This window comes from Mesobacillus harenae (assembly GCF_013343715.1).
GTDB lineage: Bacteria > Bacillota > Bacilli > Bacillales > Cytobacillaceae > Mesobacillus_A > Mesobacillus_A harenae.
Genome location: NZ_JABUNR010000002.1, coordinates 117,766 through 142,589, shown reverse-complemented (window position 1 = coordinate 142,589; position 24,824 = coordinate 117,766). Strand labels below are relative to the sequence as shown.

Here is a 24,824-nt window from a genome sequence, read left to right as displayed (position 1 = left end):
AGGGAGGGAAGTACATGGATTTAGGTATTCTATCACTTGTTCCTGCAGCGGTTGCAATTATATTAGCATTTGTAACAAGAAACACCGTCTTTTCGCTTGCTGTCGCATGTTTTATCGGGGTGCTTATAGCTGGTCAAGGATTATTAGGATTTCCTAACTTGATGAAAGAAGCATTAGGTACTACGAGTTTTTCGTGGATTCTTTTACTGGAACTTTTTATAGGGGTGTTAATTGCATTTTTTCAACGTACCGGTGCGATTCAGCAATTTACACTTATCATGGAACGTAAGAAATTGAGCAGGGTCAAGACACAGCTTGTTTCCTGGTTTTTAGGTATGTTCGTGTTCTTTAGTGACTATTTTAGTCCGTTATTCGTCGGTGCGACAATGCGCAATTTGTCTGATAAAGCAAAAATTTCAAGAGAAAAGTTGTCTTATATAGCGGATTCGACCTCAGCGCCTGTAAGCGTCATGGTTCCTATCACAGGATGGGCAGTGTTTATTTCAGGGTTATTGATAGGAATGGGAGCTATAAAAAGTCCGGATATGGCGATGGGAGTTTTTGTTCAATCAATCCCTTTTAACTTTTATGCGATATTATCGGTTCTATTTGTAGGATTAATTGCCATGAAAATAATCCCTGATTTTGGTCCGATGAAGAAAGCGGAGGAACGGGCACAAAAGGAAGGAAAAGTTTTACGCGACGGGGCCGAACCGTTAATGGGAGAGGAATTAACAGATACCCCACCTTTTGATGGGATAAAACCTAATGTCTTCTTGAATTTTTTCTTGCCTGTTTTAATTGTGATCTCTATCGCAGTAGGTACGTTCATTGTTTTAGATTCAGCAAAAACAATGGAAGCGTTTTTGGCAGCTTCTGTAATTTTAGGTGTTATTATGCGAATACAAGGAATCCCTTTTAATGATATTATGAAAACGGCAACTGCTGGGATGAAGGGTGTTTTACCAGCAATTATCATTTTGGCGTTTGCCTATTCCTTGAATAAACTAACTGATGACATTGGGACAGCTGATTATGTTGTATCCGTCAGCGAAAATTGGTTGACTCCAAGCCTACTGCCAGTCATTACCTTTATAATTGCTGCGATCATTGCTTTTGCTACAGGTTCTTCTTGGGGGACTTTTGCAATCGTTATGCCTTTAGCAGTTCCTCTTGCATTTAACTATACAGGAGATGAAGTGACGACGATTGTTTTAGCTACAATAGCTGCTGTTGGAGGCGGAGGTGTTTTTGGAGATCATTGTTCGCCTTTATCAGATACAACCGTTCTAGCCTCTACTGGTGCAGCCTCTGATCATATGGATCATGTCAAAACACAGATTCCGTATGCGTTAACTGTAGCAGCAATTGCTTGTGTTTTTTATCTGATCGTTGGTATCGTTTTTGTTTAAAATTGATTGGTTGGTGGTACTCCATGCCTATCAAGCTAATACTAACGATTGCCTAGAGTAGAGCCGTTTCTGAAGACGACCGTCTATGCTATTAGACAAAAAGCAGGCCCAAATAGGCTTGAATTAGGTCATTTTTAAAAGCTATGCTTCTTTAACACCATTTTATTGAGTGAAATGGTGTTTTTTTATGGGGAATTTACACATTAATCTTGAGAGCTATTACAATCTTATTAAAAAAAACGAACCCAATTCAATTTAAGGAGAATATTTATATGGAATTTAATAAACCTGATATGCAGGTACTAGATCAATTAGATACAGCAGTTCTTTTCCAGAAAAAGGTTGTTATAAATGGAATGATCAACTATGGGAACAAACCGCAAAAGGAATACCCACAGGGGTTAAGGAACAAAGCCTAAGACCCTTCCTGTCTGTTACACCTTTTTGTTGATTTCAGCTGCCTGTGCTTGCTTCCCGCGGGCGTCTATCTTTTCCTCTTAGCAACTCGATAAACTTCCCACCTCCGACTGATCTTTTTTTAAAAAGGATACATTGTAAAAAAGTTTGACTTTGTTTTTATCATTTCTGAAAGGCACCCGAGTTCACCTTTCACCTTAAAGATGGCTGCCGGAAGCTGTCTGTAACCATTTATTTACTAGAGGTGTATTTGATATTTTTTCCGAATTTTCTGCTTATTACTTTTTATTTCAGTTGTAATTTATTATAATTACAATGTAAGAATAGATATTTTCTTTATTTGCGGTTCCGTACGTTGATAGGCATTATCGTTTGCTATTTACTCTTCTCATTACAGAAAGGGGAAAAAGTATGGACATGAAGGACAATCAGAACGTTGGAAAGTGCCCGTTTACGGGTGAAAGTGGTTCTAGTAAACCCTCTAGAGGTGTGAAAAACAAAGACTGGTGGCCCAATCAACTGGACCTGAATGTGCTTCATCAGCATGACACGAAGACAAACCCACTGGGAAAAGATTTTAATTATGCAGAAGAATTTAATAAGCTGGATTACAATGCCCTGAAGAAGGACCTTCTTAATTTAATGACAGACAGTCAGGATTGGTGGCCTGCGGATTACGGTCATTATGGCCCGTTCTTTATCCGAATGTCCTGGCATTCGGCAGGCACGTACCGTACAGTAGACGGCCGCGGTGGCGGTGGAAGTGGCTCACAGCGTTTTGCGCCTCTTAACAGCTGGCCTGACAATGGCAACCTGGACAAGGCACGTCGTCTTCTTTGGCCAATTAAAAAGAAGTACGGTAATAAAATCTCCTGGGCGGACCTTCTCCTAATCACAGGGAATGTGGCGATTGAATCAATGGGCGGAAAGACCATCGGGTTTGGCGGAGGACGCGAAGACATCTGGCATCCTGAGGAAGACGTCAACTGGGGGCCTGAAAAAGAATGGCTCGGTGATAATCGGTACTCCGGCGAGCGTGATTTGGAGCAGCCGCTTGCTGCCGTTCAAATGGGCCTGATTTATGTGAATCCGGAAGGTCCAAACGGTGAGCCTGATCCTGTCAAAAGTGCCCACGATATTCGCGATACCTTTAAACGCATGGGAATGAACGATGAGGAAACCGTGGCACTCACAGCCGGCGGCCATACTTTCGGAAAGGCACATGGTGCAGTTGACCCATCTCATGTCGGAGAAGAGCCAGAAGGAGCAGGTATTGAGCATCAGGGCTTCGGGTGGAAAAGCAAACATGAAACTGGTCATGGTGCTTTCACCATCACCAGCGGAATTGAAGGTGCATGGACACCGACTCCAACAAAGTGGGATATGAGTTATTTTGATTTGCTGTTCGGATATGAATGGGAATTGACGAAGAGTCCTGCCGGTGCGTACCAGTGGGCCCCTATAAATCCGGATAAAGAGCATCTTGCACCTGATGCAGCAGATTCATCCAAACGGGTTCCGACGATGATGACTACAGCAGACATGGCGATGCGCAGGGACTCGGAATATGAAAAAATTTCCCGTCGTTTTCACGAGAACCCAGAAGAGTTTGCCGACGCCTTTGCTCGCGCGTGGTTCAAGCTCCTCCACCGTGACATGGGTCCACGTGCAAGATACCTGGGTCCGGAAGTTCCTGAAGAAGAATTCATTTGGCAAGACCCTGTCCCATCGGTTGATTATGAATTAACAGAAGCTGAAATTGAAGAACTGAAAGTGAAAATCCTGAATTCAGGGCTTACAGTGAGTGAACTTGTCAAAACTGCCTGGGCTTCCGCCAGTACATACCGCGAATCAGATAAACGTGGTGGTGCGAATGGTGCCCGCATCCGTCTTGCTCCACAGAAAGACTGGGAAGCAAATGAGCCGGAACAGCTTGCGGAAGTTCTGACGGTTCTCGAAGACATTCAAAAAAGACTGGATAAAAAAATCAGCCTGGCTGATTTGATTGTACTGGGTGGCAGTGCAGCTGTCGAAAAAGCGGCAAGGGATGCAGGCTTTGATGTAAAAGTTCCATTTGCATATGGACGGGGCGATGCCACACAAGAGCAAACAGACTTAGAAAATTTTGAAATGATGGAGCCGGTTTCAGATGGCTTCCGCAACTATCAGCAGAAAGAGTATAGCATAAAGCCAGAAGAGTTTCTTGTAGACAAGGCGCAGCTGCTGGACCTGTCTGCCCATGAAATGACGGTACTGATTGGCGGCATGCGTGTTCTTGGGACGAACCACGGAGGTACACAGCATGGTGTCTTCACGGATCGTGTCGGCACCCTCACAAACGACTTTTTTGTGAACCTGCTTGACATGGGAATCGAATGGAAGCCTGTAGAGGGCGGTGTCTATGAAGGACGAGACCGCAATACCGGTGAATTAGTGCGTACCGCAACCAGAGTGGACTTGGTCTTCGGTTCACACTCCGTTCTCCGTGCCCTTGTCGAAGTGTACGCGCAAGACGACAGCAAGGAGAAGTTTGTTCATGACTTTATCGCAGCCTGGGTCAAGATCATGAACGCAGACCGTTTCGACCTTAAATAATCTTGTGGATACAGCTGTTAAAAGAATAAAACCTGGACACTGAGCATATCAAGATGCACAGTATAACCCGGGAAGCAAAGCACCTTACAAGGCTTCCTGATCTCAGCACATGCGTTTTAACGTAAGCTGTAGGTCGGGAGCATGAATAAGGTGCTTTTACTATACGGGAATATTTCTATTCTAGAAACACAATTAAGATATGTATCTGAAAACAAAATCATTAATATTTGCTATTGCATTTTTCTTTTCACTGCGGAAGGCAAAAAGTACTCCTTCAACTGACTAAATGACAGCAGAAGTGGATCATCAAAGGAACTATGAAAAGGATTAGCAAAATTCACCAAAAATAGATTTACCAAAATTTTAATATATTATATATTTATTCCAGGAGGTGAATGCATGATGAAAAGATTAATGGCGGTAATGATTTCATTTTCACTCATTATGGGACTGGGTCTATTTGCAGCTCCTAGTGAAAGCAGTGCAAACATGTATATTGACTATCAAAAGAAGAAGAAAGCTCCAGCAAAAAAATTGATAACTACAAATACAAGAGCATTGAGTAAATGGGATACATTGAATGCAATTGGGGCGAATGAGGCTTCAAGAAAATTGGTTGCAAAGGCTTATGACCGTGCTCTCGGACCATTTGCTCAATTTGTTCCGGACGATGTTTTCGTAAAGAACCGGGAACAAATGGTTTCCGCTTTTAAAAAAAGCAAGGGTAAAGGAATTTATATTACTACTAAAATTTATGAAGACCCAAAAGCCTGGAGAGGATATTCCTTCACGGTCAAGTTCTCACCACGCTATTAATACTAGAAATTTTATTGCGAAGGACTCCTGATGTGGAGCCCTTTTTTGTTTTATGACTAGTAAGGATTTATAAATCATTTTTGGCTTGCAAGCTCCTGTGCAAAAAAACGCAATCATCCTAACTCTTATACTTGAATTTTGGAGAAACAAGTAAGAAAGGAGTTGCGTATAAGTCATAAAGAAGCTATGCTTGCCAGTTCGACAGCGAAGGTTTACTGCTTAAATAAATCGATTCTTTTAATTTCTTCTAGGTGGATTTCTGAAAGTTTCTCAAGGATATCCAATCCTTTGGGCGTCAAATTTATTAAGACACTTCGTCCATCCTCCGGGTTACTTTCTCGGGCAACCAGCCCAGCCTCCTCACAGCGGTCAATCAATCCTACGCATGCATGATGGGTAATCTGCAGCCGTTCGGATAATTCACTGGTGGTGACAATGCTCCTTCCGGGAAACCCATGAATGGCCAGGATTAGCTGGTGCTGTTGCGGGGTTATCCCTTGCTGGCGTGCAGCTGCTTCACTGAACTTAAGAAACTTTCGTAACTGATACCTGAACTCGCCTAAATACTCATATACTTCCTTTGACAAAAGAGTGCTCATGAAAATCACCAGTCTTTTCCTTTTTCTTTTGATAATTATATCTTACCATGATATAATTTAAAAACAAACAGTATCTCAATACGATATAAAATTCGAAAGGGTGAAGTTTAATGTGGGAAGTGCTATTCCCTACTAGCTGGTTTGGTGCATTGTTATTTATAACGGGGTCGGCGTTTACGGTTTATGTGTATGTAAAATATTTTGAATATAAAAGTAATTATAATAATAACCCACCCCAGAAGCCCCGTCGGCACCGGAAAGTTGCGAGGGCCAAAGTAGATACTAGTTTTAAAACGTTTTAGTTAAGGAAAACAGCTGAGGAGGTTATCGCTTCTTGGCTGTTTGTTTTTTCAAAAAGCTCTTTTCTAAGAGATTGTGTTTTTACACATAGAGTTGCATGGTTAATCTTCCTGACGCAGGGAGAATTATTTCAACCTTGTTTGCTTTCTTTTAACTTGCCAGAATGTATAAATGAGAAAAACGATCACATCAAAAGAATAAAAGATTTTCCACATATAACTGATAATATTAATTGCCGAATTGCTGTAATAGCCTTGATGAGGATACTGAATCCATTCATTAAAGATAAACACATGATAATTTGGAAAACCGGTTAAAGAACTGTCTGTTATGTACCAGAGTATGTGGGCAAGAAAGAATGAAGCTGAGTGTGCGATAAAAAGATAGCGCCGGTAAGTATTGATTTTTTTGCGGTGCTTTATGATCGAAGCAGTGAGGATCCTTTGATTGTTATGATATTTTTGTTTTATATACGCATCCAGACGCTTGAAATCCGAACTTCCTAAAGTACTTGCATAAATAAAAAATAGAATGGTCACAATTTGAAAAAACGAAACCTTTCCTGTGAAATAATAATCAACCCCTACCAGCAGGGCCTGAAAAAGATCACAAATAATGATCCAGATTAAGAAAAGTTGACTTAACCGATCCAATAATAATTTATAGCGGCAAATTAAAAATAGACACACAAAAACCCACATAAGACCTTCTGAGGCCATAAGGAAAAACCATTCGTTCTCAAAAAGGTAAGCCACATCTTGTCTCCTCTCTCAACCTGTTAAAATATATATGCATTTCGATGGAAGATTATCATCAGAGAAAATTAAGGAGGCTAAGGGCACTCAGAATATGTGTTAACCGAAAGGTGCCAAGTGTTGAACCTACATTCAGAACGAAAAAAAAGCCGCCCATTAAGAGCAACAGATGCTACTTTGAAGTGCAAAATCCAATTGTATTTGTACGTCGCGCTAGAGTTGAAAAGCAAATTGGTAAGTAAATTAGCAAAGAAAATGCCTGGAGACATACGCTCCAAGCATTTTTTATACCAGTCTTATGAAGAGTAAGCACCCCGGTAGTTCCATTCGAATCCCCATTCTTAAATATTCTGTTTAACCCCAACCGGACTCTCACGGACCTGCATGGTTGATAAATAAGCGGAGAAATTCCTCTTAATTAGAAAAATCGCAAAAACAGAGCTTAAATAGAGGAAAAGATTCCGCCTATTTAAGTCAATAAACCTGAAAATTGACCATTTTGCTTTACTTAACGGGAAAACCTCCGCTTATTTTATAGGTCACTGATTACTGTATTAAGGATAAGAATACCAATTAGCATATGAATTCTCACGCTGACAAAAATTCATGTCATCAGGTTAAAAGGGGTGCTAATTACAGGGCTTATTCACCCGTCATTTATTAAAAACCCATATATCAACAAAAAGAAGCAGGCTAATTCAGTTGCGAATAGGTGTGCTAATTTAGTTTTTGTATTCAACCGACCCTGTTACATTTAGAGCGGCACATTTTTTAAAGTTCATAAATTAAGTGAAGGCGATGTTCAATCTGCTTTAAGCCAACCTTAGCTTCAAAACGATCCTCTTCTTTTAGACTTTCTTTTAGTGTGACGATTTCCAGTTCGAGTTCCTTATAATCCTCCAGTTCGCCTAACAATTGTAATTTCCATTTGCGGTCTTCATATAAGTTTTCGAATTCTTTAATAGTCGTCAGGGCTTTATCCCATTCCTGTTGTTCAATTTGTTTATGAACATCCGAAGCGGTTTTAAAAAGCACCTCATCTTTTTCGGTTTTTACTAAATCACAGCCAGACAGAATAATAAGAAAAACCATTGATAAACAGATAAACTGAGGTTTGAACACAGTTAGCTGATCCTCCTTACAGTTTTAACAAGTATAGTTTCTCTTAGTTTCTCCTATAATGGAAAATACTATAAAGAAAATAAGGGATGTATCGATGACTGAATTAGCGCACGTGCTGGTACGTGGACTTGTCGGCTTTTTTTTAATGCTTATATTGGCACGCATAATGGGCAAAAAGCAAATTACTCAGATTACATATTATGAATATATTGTAGGGATCTCTATAGGGAGTATTGCGGCTGAACTAACATTTAGTCCGCATATCAGAATGTCAAATTTCATTTTGGGAATGATTATTTGGTCTGTTATTCCGCTTATTCTTGCAAAGGCCGAACTGAAGTCACCTAAATTTCGTACTCTTTTGGAAGGGAAACCTACGACCCTAGTAAGCGATGGGAAGATTCTCGAGAATAATATGAGGAAGGTTAACTTAACAATTGATGAGATGATGATTCTGCTTCGCCAGCAAAGTGTCTTTAAATTATCTGATGTTCAGTCGGCGACTATGGAAAAAAATGGGCAAGTCACCGTGCTGAAAAAACGGGAATTACAGCCGCTTACCCCAAAAGATATTGGGATGAATGTTAAAAAAGAAACGCAGCCTCGTATTGTTGTAATTGATGGGAATTTGATGGAGAAATCCCTGATAGATTATGGGTTTACGAAAGAGTGGCTATTAAGTGAAATTAACAAACAAGGGGCAAAGGGTTTTTCAGATGTTTTTATGGCGCAGATCGATTCAATGGGAAATGTATATGCTGATCTTTATAACGATAATTTGAAGATGCCTCAGATGAAGGAAAAGTTATTAGTAGCTGCGAATGTTAAGCAGCTGCAAAAAAGCCTTATTAGTTTCTCATTAAAGACAGAAAATGCCGAAGCTAAAAAGGTCTATCGTGAACATGCAAAACAAATGGATAAGCTAATGGACGAAATCGCTGTCTATTTAAAGGATTGATTTTTACGTGGAAAAACCCATAAGCAGCAGGTCAGCGTGGCCGCAGGGCTGTTGCCGCCATTTGATGAGAAAAAGGTTTGTTGGATAAAATAAATTCATCAATATAATCTTGATTCGTATTTGTGATGTGGTCCTCATCTAAGATCTCTGCAATCACAAAAACAGCAGCGTCCTCCTTTGTAGCCATGTGTTTAATTGTAGAAGCAATCAATAGCGTCTTGCCATCTCCCGCGATAGGATCTCCTGTATCAGAAGCGAGAATACAAATCGTGGCTGCTTTTAAGACATTAGCCCGTTTAAGAACTTCAAACTTCGTTGCATCGCCCGATACATAATGCACCATTTCATTATTAATAGGGGAATTGGGCATTTGATCAATCAAGACAACAGTAGTAGTTTCACTTTTATCAATTACCTCCTGAATGGTTACTTTGGCTTTTTCAGACCAATTAATGATAACTACTTGATTTTCTCCTTTAAACCCCATAGACTCCTCCTCCTTTAACTCTTCGTAATTGTTCATTAAATCAATCCATTTGGCAATGATAATAGCGAAAAAACCAACCCCCACCAAGTAAACAAACATAGTATAAAGCTTTCCTGGGACCGTGACAGGGATATAATCGCCTAACCCAACTTGTGAAACAATCGTCATCACGAACCAGAAGCTGTTAAAGAGATTATTAAATTCTTTCGGTTCTAAATAGAAAAGAATTAAGGAACTAAACCCCAAAAAAATTAAACCCAGCTGAATTAACTTCCAATGTTCAATTTTAATGGTCTTCTTTAGCACTTTCATAATAAATCCAATTAACATACCCGTGCTCCTAACCTTTCGAACTGCAGCTCAAAATCCGATCTTCAACTTCATTTTTTCCTGAAAAAGGTGTTCTATTCTATTTTCTATTAAAATTGGCTGGAAGTCGGGCTGACGGGACTTTATCACCGGGCGAGCAGTTTGGTGATGGGTTTACGGCCGGATACTGGAAGAATCGGATAGTTAACCGCTAACCGGCCTTAGCCATAAACAAGTCCACCTAACACAAGTGAACCCGATCTTTTTTTTACCACTTTGTGAGTAACCTCCATAAAATTGTTTCTTGTATCGAAGCTAGTCTTTTTTGTAACAAGTTGATGCGCAACCTCCTCTTTACCTCAAAATGCCCGCTTCTACCCTGCCATCCGCATTCAATCATCAATTGTGGCCAAATTCAAAACACCAGCTAGTCTCTAACACGATTTAAGATTTTTTTAAGAATTCGTTTAGAAGGTATTTATTTTTATTGATTAAGCTGAGAACAGAAACAAGAAGAAAGGAGGAGTTAGTTTGTGGACAGCTGCCTTTATGATGCATAGAGCAGTATCGATTGTGTTTTTGATTTTAATTCCTTTGCCTTTTTTAGCGCTGAAAAAAGCCTTATATGGCGCACGTTTTTGGAAGAGGGCAATTCTAGCAGCAAATATAAGTTTACTAGTTGTCCTCGTAAGTGGGCTGCTAATCTATCCCTCTTTCCAGGAGGGGAAAACGTGGATCGTTTTAATTTTGATAGCTGCCATGGGCGGAACACTTGGAATGATGTCGAAAGGAATAAAGCAGTACTTAGCGGAAGCAGAACCTGAAGGCCGCCAGCCTTTAAAGAAAGTTACTGTGGCTGGTATCGCCTATATTATCATTTTGGTAGTGATTTTAGCTTTTATGACGAATTGGTATGCATTTTAAAAGGAGGAACTTGTGATGAAAAAGAAAGTATGGACAATTGTAGCTGCAGCAGGAATCTTGTTCACGGGGGCGGGAACATACAGCATCCTTGCCGACTCTCCGGGTTATGAGTCCTATAAAGTAGCGGTGAAAAAGACTCATACATTGGATAACGCAACAACAGAACTGCAGATGTCGATTACGGACAATGGGAAACTGCTTTTAGACACAAACACAATCATGAAGTTCGATAAGAAACAAGACTCGGCGGAGGGGGCAGTAAAGATAAAAACGCTTGATCAAGAGCTTCAGCTTAATGCCATTGTGCAGGATGGTCAGCCAATCATCCAGCGTACTGGAGAAGAAACCTATTATCTGACAGAAGAAAAACATCCTAAAATGAACACTAGTGATGGGAAGAAGTTCCACGATCCTGCCATGATGAAGCTTGGTGAGCTGGTGATGAATGCAGTCACACAGCCGATTCAGGATGATTTTAAAGTAGATAAAAATACGATCATTATTGAGATGAACAACGAAGATATTCCAGCCATTATCCACTCGATTGGCCAGCAAGTGATCAAAATGGGTTTTAAAGCTCATAGTGAAATAGAGTTAAGTACTGCTGAATATCCGTTCTTAGCTGAAAACTTTGTTTCTAAGCTCCCTATGCTTGAAAGGGATATTACTATCGAAAAAGTATTTGTACAAGCGAACCTAACTGATGAAGGCTACCTCAAAAACCAGGATGCTGCCTTCACAGTGAGAGGCAAAGATCAAAGCGGAATAGCACATGAGGTAGAAATAAACGTAAGTATTGCCGTAACAAATGTAAACAAGACTCAAATTGACAAAATAAACCTAGAAGGTAAAGTGGTTGAAAGGTTTGAAATGAAAAAAGTACATTAATTCGTAAAAATAGGGCTGAGTTACAAGGCCCTATTTTTATTATAGTAATGGTAGAAGTTTCAGCCTTTCTATCAAGAAGAAAGTAGTGAATTAGTATGTCCATCCAAAAAAAGCTGGCTTTGGCCTTCGGTGCGATGATTATTGTCCCTATTATTCTCTTCTTTGTTGCTGTTACGGCCATGTACTTTGTATTGGCGGGTGGAAGTGGCATGACGGGATCCGGGTTTGAATTAGATAGGATTGCCAAGCGAGACTCTCTATTTGGGGAACTGAAGCTGCTGACAACAGCTGATCCGGATAAGCTTATGGATGTCTCTTTTTTAGATGAAATGGATGAGAATCTAAACAAATATGATTATGGATTGGTTCTCAGGGTGGACGACAGCTTATTTTACTCGGCGGAACGATTTGGTGATTTGCCGGTTAAGGGCTATCTTCCCGCATTTGGGGAATTTGCTAACCAAATTCACGATAGTGTTGAGATAGAAGGTATTCCATATAAGTTTCGGCAGCATGATTATTATCTATCAAACCGCCAGAAAGGCAGTATTTTTATCGTCGAAGAAGCTGGTGGAATCGAACAATTTACAAATCAGTATTTGCCTGTCATCCTGATGTTGCTGTTACTGATCCTTATTTTAACAAATGGACTCCTGTCGTATCTTGTTTCAAAAAGCTTGATCAACCCTTTAAAATTGCTCCAGCAATCAACCAGGAAAATTAATGAAGGTGATTTGCAATTTCAGCTAGCCTCCAATCGAAAAGATGAAATTGGAGAACTCATCTCAGACTTCGAGGTGATGAGAGGTAAATTGAAAGAATCAGTTGAAAAACAAATTCAATATGAAAATGACCGAAAGCTGCTGTTGTCAAATATTTCTCATGATTTGAAGACCCCGATTAGTTCAATCAAAGGCTACGTGGAGGGAATCCAGGATGGTATTGCACATACAGCTGAAAAAAGAGCGAAGTACCTCGAGATCATTTCGAAGCGGGCTAATGAAATGGATGCCATGATTGATGAGCTGTTTTTGGTTTCAACCCTTGATCTGAAACAAGTGCCATTTCATTTTGAAAAGATCAACCTTGTTAGCTACTTAAAGGAACTAACAGACGAAGTGGGATTGGAGCTTCAAAAAACAGGAATTGAGCTTGAGTTGCTTACAGAAGGTCTGCCTTCCATCTATGTGCGTGCCGACCAGGAAAAATTATCAAGAGTTATGAACAATGTGATTTTTAACAGTGCTAAGTATATGGATAAACCAAATGGACTCATTCAGGTATCTCTTGCAGCCGAAGACAAACAAGCGGTCATTACCATTAAAGACAATGGACCGGGAATCCCGGAAGCTTCAATTCCTTACCTCTTCGAAGCATTTTATCGGGTCGAATCTTCACGTAATAAAAAAACTGGAGGAACAGGGCTAGGGTTGACGATTGCTAAACAAATTATCGAAGGCCATAGCGGGTCAATCCAGGCAGAAAGCGTAATCGGTCAAGGAACAACAATCTTTCTGGCTATCCCGCGTAAACACTTGGAAGGTGATGGTAATGAAAAAGATTCTTATCATTGAAGATGATCATGATATCGCAGAATTGCAGAGAGATTATCTAGAAGCGGATGGGTTTCAAGTAGAAATTGAGGAGAATGGGAAACAGGGGCTTGAGAAGGCCTTATTAAAACAATTTGATTTTTATATCCTCGACCTTATGCTTCCGGACATGAACGGTTATGAAATTTGCCGCCAAATTCGTAAGGAAAAGGACACCCCTATTCTAATGATTTCAGCCAAAAAGGAAGATGTTGATAAAATTAGGGGCCTAGGTCTGGGAGCAGATGATTATATGGTAAAACCGTTCAGTCCTGGAGAAATGGTTGCTAGAGTGAAAGCTCATTTATCACGGTATGAAAGATTGATAGGCAAAGAACAGGCTAAAAAGAATATAATTGCCTTAAGCACTCTTATGATTGATATGGATGATCGGCGTGTCTTTATCAGTAAAAAAGAGATTATTTTGACTGCGAAAGAATATGATCTTCTTCTTTATCTCGTACAACATCCAAATCGGGTCTTCAACAAGGAAATGCTTTTTGAAAAAATTTGGGGAATTGATTCGTTTGGGGATACCTCCACTGTCACCGTTCATATTCGAAAACTCCGGGAAAAAATCGAATTAGATTCGTCCAGGCCACAGTATATTGAAACAGTTTGGAGCGCGGGCTATCGGCTGAAGATATGAATTTTGGAACTGCTTTTTTTCGTCGATAGATTGCTGGTTCTTCTTTTGAAAGCCCAGTCCGTTCTGCCCATCACTTCCCAGTTTTCCATTCTTATTTGCTGTGATATTATTCTCTCGTTATTATTATTTTTTTTATGAGAGGAAGACTGGGAGAGATGTCAAAGAAACTTTTGGCAATGATTAGTTTTACAACATTATTTGGCTTCATCTTTTTAACAGCGTTTGCAGCTGCTAACGTAAATGTGCCTTTAAATGTTGACTTGAAGCAAAAGATCACCACCGATTTGCTTCCATACAGCGAGTATGATGAGGCTGTTGTGAAACAGCAGACCATCTATATTCCTGAGCGTCAAGGCAATAAAATAACAGCGGTAAATGCTTTAGATGGCAAGGTTAAATGGGAATATGCCACAAATGCGAATACGGCTTATTACTCTTTCACCGGCGCTGGCGATGTTCTGTTCTTTCAGGCGAATGGGGCATTCACGGCTCTGAAGGATAATGGTTCCGGCGCTGCTATTCTATGGACCAAAGCTTATCAGGCGTCTGGATTTGCAGTGGAGGGGTCGACACTCTATCTATTTAAAACCGGAAAAATTGCTGCTCTTGACCTGCAAACAGGAACAGAAAAGTGGGAGTACACACTTCCAAGCCGGGAAAAGCCGCATAGTAACATTGCATTCGGCAATGGGAAAGTCTTTTTTGTAACAGATAATCAGCTGGACATGGAGCGTAAAATGTATGCTATAAATGCTGAAACCGCCCAAGTTCAGTGGACGTCAACAAATGTAGACTACTATGCTACAAAACTAGCGTTTATGGATGGGAAGCTATATGTAAAAGGCTATAAGGAAATGCATGCGTTCGACTCTGTAAATGGCCTGTTCCTTTGGAAGTTTTTAGTTCAGGAAAACTTTGATTTTGAGATGAACGCCACAACCATTTTTACAAAAACGAGCAATGGAAATGTAGCAGCATATGACAGGATCACAAAGGCTTTGCGTTGGAGCTACAAAACCGGTTCATTTTCACGCGGTCCGTTAATTGTGACGCCAGCTCATATTATTGCAAACGGAGATGGTGAGATTAAATGGCTGGATAGTAACACTGGCCAGCTAGTCCGGAATATGACTGCACCAGGAGCAAGTTATCAGCCATTAAGAGCTGTGGAAGGTGCACTGGTAGCGATTGATTCTAGCAGCAATCTATATTATTATGCATCTGCAAATGACACGGTTAAACCAAGTCTCACCCTTGAAGCGATTCCGTTTCGTTATTCGCCTCTTGAGGTTGGGGACGCACGAGTTAATTTCCACCTTAGTGAAGATGCTTACGTGAAAATGTTTGTAAAAGACAGCCATGGGCTAGTCGTAAGAACAGTCGATTTTGGGTTGCTGAACCAGGGCTGGCATGGTAAATATTGGGATGGTAAAGAAGAGACTGGCCAAACTGTAACCTACGGCCACCAATATACAGTTGCTTTTCAAATGAAGGATCTCGCCGGCAATGAGGCCACTTCAGAGAATCTGACAAAGAAAATGAATATTGCTGACATTCGCGGGACTGTGGTTGAAGAAACCATTTCTAGAAAAGGCCCTGCCCTGACAAATGAAGTCCTTGTCACAGTTCCAGCAGGTACTCAATTAACCATTCTGGATGAAACCGCTGATTGGTACAAGGTTAATTTTTATGTCGACAGCAGAGGATTTGAAGGATATATTTTGAAAAACGCGGTGGCTACTCGTTCAATTCCAGACCCGAATGCTACCCCGGAGACCATTAATACAGTTAGTTATGCTGTTGAACCAGGTGATACTCTCTGGAAAATTTCACATAAGTTTGGTGTAACCATTCAGGCACTAGTTGATGCTAATCAGCTTGACCCTGCAAAGCCGTTATTAGTCGGCCAGAAATTAACAATTCCGAATGCAGCGGCACTTGTAGAACCGACACAGCCAACACAGCCAGAGCCACCTGCTAAAACAGTCACATATACTGTTCAATCCGGTGATACGCTATGGAAAATTGCCCAGTTGCATGGTGTGACGATTCAGGCAATCGTGGATACAAACCAGCTTGATCCAGCAAAAGCTTTAATGATTGGCCAGAAGCTGTTGATTCCGAAAGTATCAGAATCGCAACAGCCAACACAGCCGGCACCGCTAGCAACCATCACACATACCGTTCAATCGGGTGATACACTGTGGAAAATTGCCCAGCAGCATGGGGTGACGATCCAGGCAATCGTGGATACAAACCAGCTTGATCCAGCAAAGGCTTTAATGATTGGGCAAAAGCTGTTGATTCCGAAAGCTTCGGAACCTGCACAGCCGGCACCGCCAGCAACCATCACACATACTGTTCAATCGGGTGATACACTGTGGAAAATTGCGCAGCAGCATGGGGTGACGATCCAGGTAATCGTGGATACAAACCAGCTTGATCCAGCAAAAGCTTTGTATATTGGCCAACAGCTGACTATTCCAGTCCTATAAGGCCAATATAATAATAGAAAAAGGTAAGCGGCGTATTAATGGAAATTAATATGTTGCTTGCCTTTTGTTGTTCTTTATCGTGTTAAAAGTTATTGTTTATAGCAGATTAACAACAGTAAAGTAGCGAGACTCCTGGAGACTGCAGACGCAATGGGTTCCGGCACTTTGGAATTTCAACTGCTCACAACTTTTTAATACTGCCCTGCTTTTTAAAAAGGCTTTAGCAGATGAGCCAGCCGAATTGGGCCGAAATGCGATTCAGAAAGGAAATTAGGCAACCGCAGATGAACAAAAAAAGCTTGCTAGGATACAGCAGACCAGCTTGCCAAGCTGGTCAAAGACGGTTACGATTTGGTGGTTGCCCATGGGAACGGACTTACAGGTAGGGAATATATTGTCTGCAATGCAACATCAATTGAATCAAAGTGAAAAGCTGGGGCCAATGCTGCTCGGTACATGCGGTGTGACTAGTCAGGGTAGATTGGGATAGTGGAATCAAACATGCGCTATTGGAGTTTTGGAGAAAGAGAACATTGATAAGGATATTGTTATTGCCGTTACTCATATTCTTGTAGTTAAGAATGGCCTAGCATTTTCCAGAAAGGCTAAATTGCTCGAGGTATACTAAAGAATCGCATTCTGCGCCGGGAAGCATGCTGCCAAAAATAGAGGCTGTTTTAATGTTTGCAGAATCAAACCGGGCCGAAAAGCAATCATTACGTCACTTGAAAAGGCCTATGAAGCTCTGCAAGGAGATACCGGAACTATAAGTAAGGAGTGAAGATATTGTACCCATTCAGCGACCAGCATATGGATTGGTGGATAAAGGAGAACGAGAAATCGTTTATTGAAGATTTGAAAAAAATTGTCAGTGTGCCTAGCATTATTGGTAAGGAATCACAAGGCAAGCCTTTTGGTGAGGACATTGACCGCGCTTTGGATGAGATACTTGCGATATCAAATAGTCTAGGATTTCGTACATTCAAAAATCCGGAGGGGTATTACGGATGCGCAGAAATTGGCTCAGGAGCTGAAATGATTGGCATCCTTGGCCACGTGGATGTTGTTCCCGCTGGAGAACTTGAAGTATGGGATACCCAGCCTTTCGACCCAATGGTGAAGGATGGAAAGGTTTTTGGAAGGGGCACCCAAGACGATAAAGGGCCGACACTCGCGAGTTTATATGCAGTCAAGCTATTAATGGATGCCGGAGTTGTTTTTAACAAAAGAATTCGATTCATTTTTGGAACGGACGAGGAAACACTATGGCGCTGCATGAAGGAATACAGTCAAAGAGAAGAAATGCCATCGATGGGTTTTACACCCGACTCTAGTTTTCCGCTTGTATTTGCTGAAAAAGGGCTGCTTCAGCTCACCTTATCCGCAAAAAATAATTCAGGGATCTGCTTGAAAGCGGGAACTGCTTTTAATGCGGTGCCAGATGCAGCTGAGTACAAGGGTGACCTGGTGGCTGAAGTGAAGCAGGAGCTGGAGCAGCTGGGGTATGAATATCAGGTTATCACAGACGGGCTAAAGGTATTGGGAGAGCCGGTTCATGCCCAAGTAGCAGAGACCGGGAAAAATGCAATTGTTCGGCTTGTGCTGGCGATGCAGGCTGCTGGTATTTCTTCAAAAACCATCAGCTTTATCTGCAGTGAAATTAGAGAAGATGCATTTGCTGAATCAATTTTTGGAATTTGTGAGGATGTAGTGAGCGGCAAATTAAAGTTTAATATTGGGAAAATCGAGCTGGCTGAACGGGAAACCTTATCCATCGATATGCGGATTCCGGTGACCGCAGATAAAGAGCAGCTGGTAAAACGGTTATCTGCAAGTGCTGAAAAATTTGGTTTGAAGTACGAGGAATATGATTATTTGCGGCCTATTTATGTTCCTGAGGATCATCCGCTCATAAAGACACTTCTAAGTGTGTACAGAGAAGTAACCGGAGACCTAACATCAAAACCAATTAGTTCCGGTGGAGCAACCTATGCAAGGGCGATGGAAAACTGTGTTGCATTTGGAGCAGTTTTTCCCGGCAGAGAAAAGGTCGAGCACCAGCCGAATGAATATATAGTGATAAAGGATATCCAGCAAGCGATACGAATTTATGCAAAGTCGATTTATCAATTATCACGTTAGGAATGGGGAGATTTAGTCATGAAAAAGCTGAAAATGCCAACCGCCTATCATTGTTATTCCGTATTATTGTTGTAGTCGCTGCGTTAATAAATAAAAAATGGCAAAACAAAGACAGAACTTAAGAGCCATTCCTACACTGGAAACATACTTGAAAAAGAGGTTGATATGTAGGATGACAACGACGACAGTGATAAAAACGACAATACCATGATGACGATTAATTATCTATAGGCTTCGCAAAACGGACTCGCCAACAGCGGCAAGTCCGTTTTTGTTAATTCCAAATAAATGGATGGTGTCTGTCACCAAAGAAGGGAAATTCCGAATATTTTAGAATAATTATAATGGGACTTTGCAAAGTTGGTGTAATGATGGAGTCTGCTATCTGGGTGTTATAATATTTGGCCAGGGGTGTTTTAAAATGACAAAGAAAATTCAAAAGAATCGGAAGGCGATCTTTGGATTTTTCGCTCTTTACTTAATTTTGATGGGTGCTGGTATCTATTGGATTACTTCTTATTTCGATGATCGAAAACTTAATGACCAGCCTATTGAGATGTCAGCGAAATTCAAGCAGGAAATTGATGAAGAATTAAAAGTTTATGAAGCAAAAAGGAAGTTAGAGGAGATAAAAAATGCCGGCAAGTGGAAGCCTTCAAATACGTTTTTCATTACAGCACTTACTGCAGCTACGATCCTTGATATTGTCCTCATTTTGCTGTGGGCAAGACATGAAATCAGGACACGTGAAGTCCGCGTATCGGGGGCCACTCGCAACAGGTGGAGGGACAATAAGTGGTTCTGGAATATCGTGGGGATGGGCAACATACAGGAAAAAGGCGGCAGACTCGAAGTGGGCTGAAAAAACCTCTTGCTATTTATTCTTTCTATGGTGGTCCTAAAATTTGCAGTAGCTGAAATTCTATAAAAACAAACAAAGTGGACTTGCTGAAGTGGCAGGTCCTTTTTTTTAAAAAAAACTGGATGGCACCTGACACCATCCAGTTCTTGACATGGAATTTGTTTTGGATTAAAGTTAAGTCTGTTAATGATTAAACAGTTGAACAGTTAAGTATGAGAACAATATTTTTGTGAGGTGAGTGGCTAATAGTGACTGAGAAAAATATTAAGGAGTTAGTTGATAAGTATATACAGTTATCGTTTTCTGTTACAAAAAAGGCTGAATCGCTTATAAAGGAACAGATTGGCAGTGATCTCACCAGTGATCAGCACTACACACTAAGATATATCTACCAGGCAGAATCGTGTAATTCATCTGAACTGGCTGAAGTATTCGATGTGAAAAAAAGTGCAATTACAGCGATTATTAATCGGATGTGGGAAAAAGGGCTAATCCAAAGAACTCGTGATGAAGACGATAGGCGGATTGTGTATTTAACCCTTACCGATAAAGGAAATGAACTATATTTAAAAGCAGAACAGCGGATTCATAAGCTGGTGGAATCGCTGATCAGCCAGTTTGACCAATCCGAGATCAGTCAGTTTATAGAAACATATGAAAAGCTAAATGATATCTTAATACACAGCAAAGATAAGCAGATGGAGGAATAGGCGTGAATTTTATAATCCAAAGAAAATGGTTTGTCATCGTTGCCTGGATTGCCATTGTGGTTGGGTTGTTTATGGCGGCTCCCAATATGGCTGAGCTTGTACGTGAAAAGGGGCAGATAGATGTTCCTGAAGAATACTCTTCAAGGCTTGCCTCTGAAATTATGACAGATGTTCAGGAGCAGGAAGGCGGAGGAAATCAAACCCAGGTTGCTCTTGTGTTTCACAGCTCTGAAAAATTAACTGAAACTGAGATCAAGGAAGCTGAAAAGGCCGTCCAGCTTCTTGAAGAGAATAAAGCAGAACTAGGGATAACCGAGATTCTGAGCCACTTTAATGAAGAGAGTTTAGAGGAGCAGCTCGTCTCCGACGATGGAAAGTCGATCCTCACTTCCGTTAGCCTTAACTGGAATGACCGGGAAAACAGTGAGGTAAGTAACGCTTTATATGAAACAATTGAAGGAATAAATGTAGATTACTATTATACAAGCCAATGGTTAATCAATGATGACTTAATGAAAAGTTCAGAAGAAGGCCTGAAGAAAACAGAGGGTATTACAGTAGTGTTTATTCTTGTTGTTCTGCTGCTCGTTTTCAAGTCGGTCGTTGCACCGATTATCCCGCTTTTAACTGTAGGTTTTTCATATTTGGCTTCTCAATCGATCGTGTCGTTCATGGTTGATAAGTTGGATTTCCCAATCTCGTCTTATACGCAAATCTTTTTGGTTGCAGTCTTATTCGGGATTGGAACGGACTATTGCATCCTGCTGCTAAGCCGTTTTAAGGAAGAATTGGCAAAAACAGAAAGCGTTGCTGACGCGATTTTAGCTACTTACCGCAATGCGGGCAGAACTGTATTTTTTAGCGGTGTGGCTGTAATGATTGGATTCGCAGCAATTGGATTCTCGCAATTTATTCTTTATCAGTCAGCAGCTGCGGTTGCTGTAGGGGTTGCGGTTCTCCTTATCGCTCTCTATACGATTGTGCCGTTTTTTATGGCTGTTTTAGGACAGAAAATTTTCTGGCCGTCTAAAAGCAGTGCTGAGCATGGTGAAAGCAAGCTATGGGGAACAGTTGGAAGGTTTTCATTATCACGTCCGCTGCTGGCTTTACTTGTAGTAGCAGTCGTATGTATCCCATTCTTAGCTGTTTATGATGGGAAGCTGTCCTATGACTCACTCGAGGAGATAAGCGGTGATGTTCCTTCTATAAAAGGGTTCAATGCTATCGCCGACAGTTTCGGGCCTGGAGAAACTATGCCAACCCAAATCGTTCTGAAAAACGATGAGGAAATGGATTCTGCTGAGTACGTAGGATTGGCTGAGAAAATCAGCCGGGAAGTAGAAAAGGTTGATTTAGTTGAAACTGTTCGTTCTGTGACTAGACCGACAGGGGAACCGATTGAAGATTTCCTTGTCGCCTCACAGGCTGACACACTTGAAGAAGGTCTAGGCGAAGGCAAAGCTGGACTCAACGAAATTAGTTCAGGCTTGCATGAAGCTGGCAGTGAATTGGCGAAGTCAGAACCTGAACTCCAAGGTGCGACGGATGGTATTAATGAGTTAATCACAGGAACGAATGCCATTCAAACCGGGTTAACGGAAGTGCAAACCAACCTGGCTAAAATTGAAAATGGAATCCGTCAGGGATCTGCTGGATCAACTGAACTAAAAAATGGATTAGAACAGACAAAGGCTGGAGCAGAAGAGTTGCTGTCGGGATATCAGCAGCTGCTCGCAGGCTATCAAGAGGTATATGGAACGTTGTCATTTTTAGAGGGAAAATACACTGAGCTTGGGAGCGGACTCGCTGAATTATCTGCCGGATTGGCACAGACAAATGGAAGCTTGTTCCCTTACCTAGAAAATAAACATGCTGACTTGGCAGCCGATGAGCAATATTTAACGATGAAGGGAACTGCACTGGCTCTTCAAGAAGAGCTGGAAAAGGCAGGGCAAGGGTTAACTGAATTAAATGGAGGTCTTGCTCAATTAACTGAAGGGGTGGCTGAAGCTAATACGAACTTCGAACAGGCGGTTTCCGGACAGGATGAGCTGGCTAATGGGCTGGGACAACTGATTCAAGGAATTGAGCAGCAGCAAGAAGGGTTAAATCAGCTTGCTGATGGTCAAAGCCAGATCGTTGATAATCTTCCGCAAATGACGAACGGGTTGGAAGGAATCAGTGGAGGGCAAGAGCAGCTATTGGCTGGATTTGGTGATATTAGCGGACAGCTGAGCCAGTTAACTGATGGTCTTAACCAGAGTGCTGATGGTCTCGATCAAGTTTCTGAGGGTCTTGGATCCGCCCAGGAATATTTAACAGGTTTGTCTGGATCAAATGGCAGCGGATTTTATCTGCCAGCTGATGTGTTAGAAAATGAAGAGTTTGCACAAGTCTTTGATGTCTATCTTTCAAATGACCGTAAAGTTATGACAATGGATGTTATCTTAAGTTCAAGTCCATATGCTAATGAATCTATGGGTCAAGTGGAGGAAATCAAAGAGGCAGTAGCAAGAGCAACGAAGGACACAAAGCTGGAAAATGCTGTTGTAGCCATCGGCGGTATCACAAGTACGAATGCTGACATGGATACAATGTCTGGAAAGGATTATACAAGAACCGTTATTTTGATGCTGGCTGGTATTTCAATTATTCTAGTATTCTTATTCCGGTCTATCATCATGCCAATTTATATAATAGGATCATTGATTTTAACCTATTATACTTCTATGGCAATTAATGAAGTGATTTTTGTTAATATTCTTGGCTATACGGGAATTAGCTGGGCCGTTCCATTCTTTGCCTTTGTTATTCTCATAGCATTGGGTGTAGACTACAGTATTTTCCTTATGGATCGCTTCAATGAATATAAGGATATGTCTGTTGCAGATGCGATGCTGCTGGCCATGAAGAAAATGGGCACAGTTATAATCTCAGCGGTTATTATTCTTGGCGGAACGTTTGCTGCAATGATGCCATCTGGAATGCTTTCCTTGCTTCAGATTGCTTCGATAATTTTAGTAGGATTATTCCTTTATGCATCTATTATGCTGCCATTGTTCATTCCAGTAATGGTCAAGAACTTTGGCCAGGCTAATTGGTGGCCGTTTAAACGAGCAGAGAACTAATCTTTATGGTAAAGAGGTGCCCAAGGGTGCCTCTTTTTTCTATGCGGAATCACTTAATTTAATGAAGGTTTTTATATCAGGTTACTCGGTTGTTTTTTAAAATCTACTAATTTTATCGTTTATTCTGTTATACAAACAGACCTTCATTATAGTGTTATTCTCTAAATGAGTTTGTAAGTCTGCTTATCAAATTGAATCAGGGAATGAAAACTGGTGAGGGTGATCCGTTATAATAATGTAGGAAATTACTTTAAAACATGGAGTGGATACCGTTGGTTTTTGCAATTGTGTTGTTTTTGTTGGCAGGGCTCGCTGAAATTGGAGGGGGCTATATGGTTTGGCTCTGGCTTCGTGAGGGCAAGCCTTATTGGTATGGGATTATTGGAAGCATTGTTCTTATTTCATATGGAATTATTCCGACCCTGCAAAAATTCCCAGATTTCGGCAAGGTTTATGCCGCTTATGGTGGAGTTTTTGTTGTGCTTTCTGTTCTGTGGGGCTGGTGGATAGACAAAAAGACACCAGATTTGTATGACTGGGTCGGAGCTTTACTTTGTATTATTGGTGTAGCAGTTATTTTATGGGCACCTCGTTCTTGAAAAATCAAGATTAAACAGTAGGCAAGTAACCCTTCTTTCTAAACGCTCATAGGATACTAGCGACGAGAAAAAGGAGGTTGCAAACCTAATGTTTTATCATGTTAAAGAGTTACAATACGAATCGAAGCCTGCCAGGCCGGATCCGGTTTATGCAAAAAAGCTTCAGGAAATTCTAGGAGGACAGTTTGGCGAGATAACGGTGGCAATGCAATATCTCTTCCAAGGCTTTAACAGCCGGGCGGATGCGAAATATCGTGATCTTCTCATGGATTTGGGGACGGAGGAAATGGCTCATATTGAAATGCTTGCCACTTTGATTGCCCGCTTGCTTGATAATGCTCCTGTAAAGGACCAGCAGGTTGCCTATGACAGTAATCCTGTCGTGGCTGCTGTTATGGGTGGAATGAATCCCCAGCATGCAATTGTTACTGGATTAGGAGCCAAGGCAGCAGACAGTGTAGGCTACCCGTGGAATGCAACTTATACAATCGCTAGCGGAAACCTGCTTGCAGATTTTCGGGCAAACTTGAATGCAGAATCACAGGGACGGCTTCAGGCAGTTCGCCTTTATGAAATTGCTGAGGATCCAGGTGTTAAAGATACTCTGTCTTTCCTGATTGCCCGTGACACTGGCCACCAGAATATTTGGGCAGCAGCCATTTGTGAGCTGGAGGAAAGGGAAAGAGATATTGTTGTTCCGACAACATTCCCGCGCAAGCTTGAGAAACAAGCAGTTTCATATGATTTCTATAACTTCTCTAGAGGAGAAGCGAGTGCGGCAGGCAGGTGGGCTAATGGGCCGAGTATGGATGGAAAAGGCCAGTTCCGCTATGTCTCTCAGCCTGTGCCGTTTGGCCCGAAACCATCGTTAATTCCCGCACCTCTTTATATACATGACACTTTGCCAATGATGAAATAATTAAATATAAGGAACCGCTGGAAGGGCCAGCGGTTTTTTAAAAGTCTGAGGAAAGGAACACATTTTACGTTTCACTTAGAAAAAAATATTGAAGTTATTGGAGGTTTACAGGTGACAGGCGCAATGATTCACGGCTTGCCTTCGGG

At 41.2% G+C, this 24,824-nt stretch carries 20 protein-coding genes and 1 pseudogene; 17 read left to right on the top strand and 4 right to left on the bottom strand.

The genetic code is table 11. The annotated features are described in order from the left end of the window. The first annotated feature begins 14 nt into the window (after nucleotides 1–14). The 4 genes from HRJ06_RS02955 to HRJ06_RS02940 all read left to right on the top strand — a co-directional run bounded on the left by HRJ06_RS02955 (nucleotide 15) and on the right by HRJ06_RS02940 (nucleotide 5,240). Entirely contained in the window at nucleotides 15–1,412 is a 1,398-nt protein-coding gene (locus HRJ06_RS02955) for a Na+/H+ antiporter NhaC family protein (protein WP_174728585.1), read from the top strand. A 272-nt stretch (nucleotides 1,413–1,684) separates the two neighbouring features. After that, on the top strand, nucleotides 1,685–1,831 hold the full coding sequence (locus HRJ06_RS02950; protein ID WP_174728582.1) for a hypothetical protein: 147 nt from the start codon (nucleotides 1,685–1,687) through the stop codon (nucleotides 1,829–1,831). A gap of 409 nt (nucleotides 1,832–2,240) precedes the next feature. Next, nucleotides 2,241–4,424, top strand: coding sequence for a catalase/peroxidase HPI (katG, locus tag HRJ06_RS02945; protein ID WP_174728579.1), 2,184 nt, complete (start codon nucleotides 2,241–2,243; stop codon nucleotides 4,422–4,424). Nucleotides 4,425–4,823: 399 nt separating this feature from the next. After that, nucleotides 4,824–5,240 carry a hypothetical protein gene (locus tag HRJ06_RS02940; protein WP_174728576.1) on the top strand — a complete coding sequence of 139 codons (417 nt, stop codon included), beginning with the start codon at nucleotides 4,824–4,826 and terminating at the stop codon, nucleotides 5,238–5,240. Nucleotides 5,241–5,452: 212 nt separating this feature from the next. Here the strand turns inward: HRJ06_RS02940 and HRJ06_RS02935 are convergent, their stop codons facing one another. The 3 genes from HRJ06_RS02935 to HRJ06_RS02925 all read right to left on the bottom strand — a co-directional run bounded on the left by HRJ06_RS02935 (nucleotide 5,453) and on the right by HRJ06_RS02925 (nucleotide 8,016). After that, nucleotides 5,453–5,839, bottom strand: coding sequence for a MarR family winged helix-turn-helix transcriptional regulator (locus tag HRJ06_RS02935; RefSeq protein WP_174728573.1), 387 nt, complete (start codon nucleotides 5,837–5,839; stop codon nucleotides 5,453–5,455). 425 nt (nucleotides 5,840–6,264) lie between these two features. Continuing rightward, nucleotides 6,265–6,894, bottom strand: coding sequence for a hypothetical protein (locus HRJ06_RS02930; RefSeq protein WP_174728571.1), 630 nt, complete (start codon nucleotides 6,892–6,894; stop codon nucleotides 6,265–6,267). Nucleotides 6,895–7,665: 771 nt separating this feature from the next. Next, nucleotides 7,666–8,016 carry a DUF4363 family protein gene (locus tag HRJ06_RS02925; protein ID WP_174728568.1) on the bottom strand — a complete coding sequence of 117 codons (351 nt, stop codon included), beginning with the start codon at nucleotides 8,014–8,016 and terminating at the stop codon, nucleotides 7,666–7,668. A gap of 94 nt (nucleotides 8,017–8,110) precedes the next feature. Here HRJ06_RS02925 and HRJ06_RS02920 point away from each other — a divergent pair, with 94 nt between their 5' ends. Further along, nucleotides 8,111–8,974 (top strand): DUF421 domain-containing protein, encoded by an 864-nt coding sequence (locus HRJ06_RS02920; RefSeq protein WP_174728565.1) that lies wholly within the window; start codon nucleotides 8,111–8,113, stop codon nucleotides 8,972–8,974. Nucleotides 8,975–9,005: 31 nt separating this feature from the next. Here HRJ06_RS02920 and HRJ06_RS02915 read toward each other — a convergent pair whose 3' ends face one another. Then, nucleotides 9,006–9,791, bottom strand: coding sequence for a potassium channel family protein (locus HRJ06_RS02915; RefSeq protein ID WP_174728562.1), 786 nt, complete (start codon nucleotides 9,789–9,791; stop codon nucleotides 9,006–9,008). Between the two features lie 510 nt (nucleotides 9,792–10,301). Here HRJ06_RS02915 and HRJ06_RS02910 point away from each other — a divergent pair. The 12 genes and pseudogenes from HRJ06_RS02910 to HRJ06_RS02860 all read left to right on the top strand — a co-directional run bounded on the left by HRJ06_RS02910 (nucleotide 10,302) and on the right by HRJ06_RS02860 (nucleotide 24,678). Then, nucleotides 10,302–10,694, top strand: a complete 393-nt coding sequence (locus HRJ06_RS02910) for a hypothetical protein (protein WP_174728559.1) — start codon at nucleotides 10,302–10,304, stop codon at nucleotides 10,692–10,694. A 15-nt stretch (nucleotides 10,695–10,709) separates the two neighbouring features. Further along, nucleotides 10,710–11,582 (top strand): hypothetical protein, encoded by an 873-nt coding sequence (locus HRJ06_RS02905; protein WP_174728556.1) that lies wholly within the window; start codon nucleotides 10,710–10,712, stop codon nucleotides 11,580–11,582. A 95-nt stretch (nucleotides 11,583–11,677) separates the two neighbouring features. Next, nucleotides 11,678–13,156, top strand: a complete 1,479-nt coding sequence (locus HRJ06_RS02900) for a sensor histidine kinase (RefSeq protein ID WP_174728553.1) — start codon at nucleotides 11,678–11,680, stop codon at nucleotides 13,154–13,156. Beyond that, complete coding sequence (locus tag HRJ06_RS02895; RefSeq protein ID WP_174728550.1) at nucleotides 13,134–13,823, top strand: response regulator transcription factor; 690 nt, start codon at nucleotides 13,134–13,136, stop codon at nucleotides 13,821–13,823. Before HRJ06_RS02900 ends, HRJ06_RS02895 begins: the two co-directional genes overlap by 23 nt. Before the next feature lie 155 nt (nucleotides 13,824–13,978). Further along, the gene (locus HRJ06_RS02890; RefSeq protein WP_174728546.1) at nucleotides 13,979–16,318 is read left to right on the top strand and encodes a LysM peptidoglycan-binding domain-containing protein; all 2,340 of its coding nucleotides are present in this window, start codon (nucleotides 13,979–13,981) and stop codon (nucleotides 16,316–16,318) included. Between the two features lie 620 nt (nucleotides 16,319–16,938). Beyond that, nucleotides 16,939–17,099, top strand: a pseudogene (locus HRJ06_RS23655) (carbamate kinase); the annotation flags it as partial. A 5-nt stretch (nucleotides 17,100–17,104) separates the two neighbouring features. Then, a complete protein-coding gene (locus tag HRJ06_RS02885) occupies nucleotides 17,105–18,460 on the top strand; it encodes a M20 family metallopeptidase (RefSeq protein WP_197969820.1) in 1,356 nt (451 codons plus the stop codon). A gap of 421 nt (nucleotides 18,461–18,881) precedes the next feature. Next, nucleotides 18,882–19,322, top strand: a complete 441-nt coding sequence (locus HRJ06_RS02880) for a hypothetical protein (protein WP_174728543.1) — start codon at nucleotides 18,882–18,884, stop codon at nucleotides 19,320–19,322. A 248-nt stretch (nucleotides 19,323–19,570) separates the two neighbouring features. Beyond that, the gene (locus HRJ06_RS02875; protein ID WP_174728540.1) at nucleotides 19,571–20,032 is read left to right on the top strand and encodes a MarR family transcriptional regulator; all 462 of its coding nucleotides are present in this window, start codon (nucleotides 19,571–19,573) and stop codon (nucleotides 20,030–20,032) included. A 2-nt stretch (nucleotides 20,033–20,034) separates the two neighbouring features. Further along, nucleotides 20,035–23,160: an MMPL family transporter gene (locus HRJ06_RS02870; protein ID WP_174728537.1), complete on the top strand. Its 3,126-nt coding sequence runs from the start codon at nucleotides 20,035–20,037 to the stop codon at nucleotides 23,158–23,160. A gap of 272 nt (nucleotides 23,161–23,432) precedes the next feature. Beyond that, a complete protein-coding gene (locus tag HRJ06_RS02865) occupies nucleotides 23,433–23,759 on the top strand; it encodes a YnfA family protein (RefSeq protein ID WP_174728533.1) in 327 nt (108 codons plus the stop codon). 88 nt (nucleotides 23,760–23,847) lie between these two features. Continuing rightward, on the top strand, nucleotides 23,848–24,678 hold the full coding sequence (locus HRJ06_RS02860) for a manganese catalase (RefSeq protein ID WP_174728530.1): 831 nt from the start codon (nucleotides 23,848–23,850) through the stop codon (nucleotides 24,676–24,678). Nucleotides 24,679–24,824 lie beyond the last annotated feature (146 nt).